This is a genomic window from Synechococcales cyanobacterium T60_A2020_003, from assembly GCA_015272205.1.
Lineage (GTDB): Bacteria > Cyanobacteriota > Cyanobacteriia > RECH01 > RECH01 > JACYMB01.
Genome location: JACYMB010000330.1, coordinates 1 through 4,349, shown reverse-complemented (window position 1 = coordinate 4,349; position 4,349 = coordinate 1). Strand labels below are relative to the sequence as shown.

Sequence of the window (4,349 nt, the reverse complement as noted above, 5' to 3'; positions counted from 1 at the left end):
TGTTCATCCATGACTACAATCGCCAAATCAGACGGAAGTTGGTCGAGCAAGGGAACACCCCCTTTTCCTCTGCCCCGCACTAAAATTCACTACCTAATTGAGTACTTTGTTGAAGAGACATGGGAGGAGATATATTAAGCTTTCTCCCATGTGTTTTGTGTAAAGGGGCGATCGCGCTTATCTTGAAAGGGACAACTTTATTGCTGTAAAGATTTTTTGTTCACATTTTCTAACCTTAGGAGATGACCCGATGGCTCAACAATATTTTACAGACAGTGAATGGGAGATGTTAGTACAATCTCCTACGCAGGTTGCGATCACTGTTCTCTTAGCGGACAAAACAGATCCGATATCGTTTTTACGTGAAGTCAAAGCTGCCATTGATTTCCTGCGTAACGAAGAAGAGAGAACTGATTTATCATCGGATCTCATTAAGTCTCTGAGTTCATCCCTAGCAGAACGAACAGCAGCCGAATCTTTACAGGGAGAAGAGTTATTGCTGAAACGAGAGTTTGAACTTTTAGGATCACTCCAAACTCTTAAAAGTGCCTCAGAAGGGCGAACCAAGGCCATTGCCCATCTCAACGAGGTTTCAAATATTCTGGCTGCAAAACTGCCTGCGAATCAGGCGAGCGAATTTAAAAATTGGCTCGTTGCCTTAGCACGCAGTATTGCTGAGGCAGTGAAGGAAGAAGGGCTCCTGGGTGGACGCATTGGCGGTGAGCGGATTAGCAAATCAGAAGCAGCAGCGATCGCCTCGATTGAAAAGGCGCTATCGATTAGCGTTTAAATCAGTCACGCCTGTGGGAACGTAATACAAAACGAGGAGAAGTATTCATGACCGCCTTTATCATCAGCATCATTGTCACCGCCATTAGTCTGCTGATTATCTCAAAATTGCCAACGGGTGTTGAGGTTGATAATCCCTTCATTGCTTTGATTGCAGGTGGCATTATTGGCGCATTTAGTGGGCTGTGCGGCATTTTTCCCCAGTGGTTTAGAACAACAACTGCCGTTCTCAGTTTAGGACTTGTGCCTCTGATTGGCAGCATCATCGTTTTTGGACTTTCGGCTTGGCTCATTGAAGGATTTCGTCTGCGCTGGGGGATTGGGAGTGCCATTATTGGCGCGATCGCCCTTGCAATCATTAACTCTTTCCTATTCTTTATTCTGCGCCAAACTGGGCTGGTAACCGTTTAATTTTGGAAGTACTAAATTGAGTTAACATTATGTCCATTGTGTGGCGCGGTCTATAGGCTGCGCCACATGCGTATTAAGGGATATCGTCCCAAATACTCAGACCTGTGAAATTGGTGCAAAAACGGTTAAGCCAGAGGGGATGCACTGAATATCGATTGGTGTCGTTCCAATAATTTCACCATCAACCACCACCTTTTGAGGGGGTGTCGTGGAGACTTTAATGCGAGGGGTTTGTAGACAGAGGATATCGTCTCTATTGGTGGGCATCTTGCGGATGGCCGCTGCAAATAGAGAGGTCATTGCACCAATAGCCTGTACGCGTGTTTGAGTGGTGCCAATGGTAACTTCTAGCAAGCCATCATCAGGTATGACTTGCCCAGAACCTTGAGCCAGAACCGATCCAGATGGAGCTACGTTTGCAATCGTAATGGCTCCTGTCTCTAGTTCAGTGACTTCACCTTCGATTTCGACTTGAGCTTTAAACCGCTCCTGCTGGGTAAATTGCTGCACCCCTGCTAGCACGTATGCTAGTGTTCCCAGCCTATCTTTGAGGGTGCGATCGGCACGATCCACCATTCCAGCTTCGAATCCAATGCCAGCGAGGAGAAGCATGGGGACATCGTTGCACATTGCCGCATCTACAACGCGTGTATTCCCACTCAAAATGGTTTGACAGGCTCCACGTAGATCGGTAGGGATACCTAAACCGACGGAAAAGGCGTTGGCTGTTCCTCTAGGAATAATCCCGATGGGAATGCCTGTACCGATCGTCGCTCCAGCCACCACTGATACGGTTCCATCTCCACCCGATGCAATGATGAGATCAGTAGTAGGGCCATCGGTTTGATTTGCTTGGATTTTGGCGATCGCCGCTTTGGCTTGTTCCGCAGGATCAACATCTTTCTCTGTAAAAATGACATTGAGCTGGATCTGGGGTTCTAAGAGTTGACGAATTAACGCCAGTTCTTGATCGGGATTGCCCTGTCCGGCAACGGGATTAAAAATTAAATACGCCAACCGATGCTTAGCAGCACCACGGAGTACCAGTTCCGCTGTGGATAGATTTGTAGAGAAAGGAATATCCTGAAGGATACAGGCACGCCAGAGATTTCGGAGACCGGACTCATAGTCTAAGACATCATCTGCATCTATCAGCGCAATTACACCAACAACAGTCTTGCTCAGGATGCAGGCTGCGAGTTCAATATCTCCACCATCAGAGAGCGATCGCACACACTCGACGGATAACCCTGCTTGATTCTGCAAATACTGCCCGATATCTAATGGTGCTATCAAGTTGTAGCGATTTAGAACTTTTTGGTGTCGATTCACAAGTTCTAGGATTTCCTGTTGTCTATTCGTTGAAGCAATCAGGGCGATTGAAGGAAGCATAGGAGAGGGTATCAACTAGAAAGTGTCAAGATGTGCGGAATAGCGCTTTTTCTTAGGTTTCTTTACCCTATCGCATAGAGATAAGAAACAGATAAATCCTTGTAAATCTGTAACGGTAAGGATTCCCCCTGCTGACAGCGGTCGCTAGTTCTGCTCTATTTCTTTCTCAATTGCCTCTCGATAGATGCTGGCATAATCATGAGAGGCCAGATCCCCCGATTTCATCGTTTTGCACCAGAAATGGGACTGAATTCAATCGGCGACTCGATTTACCTGATTGTTCTATCTCAAGTTCTCAGACGTGCCAGTTTTTGTATAGCTCGTAAGGCGGCGTAGGACTGTCATTGATGACTCTTACGGCAATCTCCACCCCAACCTTCAATCCAGTAGCAGAATCACGATTGTGACATCCCCCATTTGGGAACCCCCTGCTACTAATACCCCAGACATAGCCTCACCATCTCCAATGGCATAGATCGTTAGATTCCTGATGTCGGATGCGTCAAAGACAGCGGATAGAGCTTTCTGGGTCTGCTCTTGCGAATCTTCGGAGTGTAGGAATAGGGGAACGAGGCTGACAATCTCTGGAGTGGCGATCGCCTTCAATTCCACTACAATACCGGACTTCGTATCCAATGGGCGAGTGTAGAGAGGTTTCCAGGCACTCATCCATGCAGCCTCACCAAACCGCTCCCATAGGTCTCCGATAAAGTATTGGTAATAGCGCAAGGCAATCTGATCGAGATCTGCATCGGGTTGAGTAGACTCGTAGAAACCAGCGCTCTCAAACCCAGCCTGACTCGGTGCACCATAGAGTGCAATCAGATCATTCACCGGTTTCGGAAATGGTGAAGCAGGATTAGAAGGTTACATCATGATCACGCGCTTGCATTTACAACTGATGTCCACAATGGGCACAAAAGCGATCGCTCGGCTTGGCCTGTGTTCCGCATTGTGTACAAAACCGACGGGAAGAGTTAGGAGTAGACTCCTCTGTTTCAGGTGTATTCATCGAGAGTTTCATATCGCCCATCTGCATTTCCATCGGATTCATGCTCATTTGCATGTTTCCCATCTTTAACGTTCCCATCGGTTTCATCGGTTTCATCGGTTTCATCGGGGGTATTGAGGAGGTAGACGGTGGAGCCGATTCCTGCATCAAAACCGGATGTCCTGAGATCATCTGGGTTCCGCTCGTCATCTGAATTTGGTTCTGTTGAATCGCTAGTGTGCGATCGCCCTCCGTCGTCCGCACATGAATGATCATCCCGCCAGCCGTGCGGTAGGCCGTGGGGGGTGCTGTCCATGTTCCTGTATGAACGCTCTGGCTAGACTGCTGCTGCTGTCCAAGACCACTACTCGTAAGCGTGATGACAGTTTGTGATCCGATGTTTTCAATAAAGAGTTGTTGTCCAGGTTGAACTTCGATTTGGTAGGCCATGATCGGTGTTCCTGTTCTACGTACAGATCAAAGGTTTGTAAAGCAATACAGGAAAGGGAGGAATACGACTGAAAACAGCCGTGAACTGGGAACCCTCTATACGTTCAGGGTACTCTACAGAAGAAGTCCTCCGCCCTGACCTAACACGAAATACTCATTTCTTAAATTAGAGCGGCGTTGTTGCATGAAAGAGGGGTTGCGGGCAGGAGAGGCATGGTAAATTTCAGTTATCACAGGCGTTGTTGCATGAAAGAGGGGTTACGGGCGGGAGAGGCATGGTAAATTTCAGTTATCACACATAAAACCTGCCATGAAA

The 4,349-nt window shown here is 47.5% G+C and carries 5 protein-coding genes; 2 read left to right on the top strand and 3 right to left on the bottom strand.

Annotated elements, in window-relative coordinates:
* The first annotated feature begins 250 nt into the window (after nucleotides 1-250).
* Together IGR76_16330 and IGR76_16325 are read left to right on the top strand one after the other, a co-directional pair.
* The gene (locus tag IGR76_16330; protein MBF2080034.1) at nucleotides 251-790 is read left to right on the top strand and encodes a hypothetical protein; all 540 of its coding nucleotides are present in this window, start codon (nucleotides 251-253) and stop codon (nucleotides 788-790) included.
* A 47-nt stretch (nucleotides 791-837) separates the two neighbouring features.
* A complete protein-coding gene (locus tag IGR76_16325; protein MBF2080033.1) occupies nucleotides 838-1,200 on the top strand; it encodes a phage holin family protein in 363 nt (120 codons plus the stop codon).
* Between the two features lie 96 nt (nucleotides 1,201-1,296).
* Here IGR76_16325 and IGR76_16320 read toward each other — a convergent pair whose 3' ends face one another.
* From IGR76_16320 to IGR76_16310, 3 genes are all read right to left on the bottom strand, one after another.
* Entirely contained in the window at nucleotides 1,297-2,592 is a 1,296-nt protein-coding gene (locus tag IGR76_16320) for a YegS/Rv2252/BmrU family lipid kinase (GenBank protein ID MBF2080032.1), read from the bottom strand.
* A gap of 378 nt (nucleotides 2,593-2,970) precedes the next feature.
* Nucleotides 2,971-3,426 carry a hypothetical protein gene (locus IGR76_16315; GenBank protein ID MBF2080031.1) on the bottom strand — a complete coding sequence of 152 codons (456 nt, stop codon included), beginning with the start codon at nucleotides 3,424-3,426 and terminating at the stop codon, nucleotides 2,971-2,973.
* A gap of 58 nt (nucleotides 3,427-3,484) precedes the next feature.
* Nucleotides 3,485-4,033, bottom strand: a complete 549-nt coding sequence (locus tag IGR76_16310) for a zinc ribbon domain-containing protein (protein ID MBF2080030.1) — start codon at nucleotides 4,031-4,033, stop codon at nucleotides 3,485-3,487.
* Nucleotides 4,034-4,349: the final 316 nt, after the last annotated feature.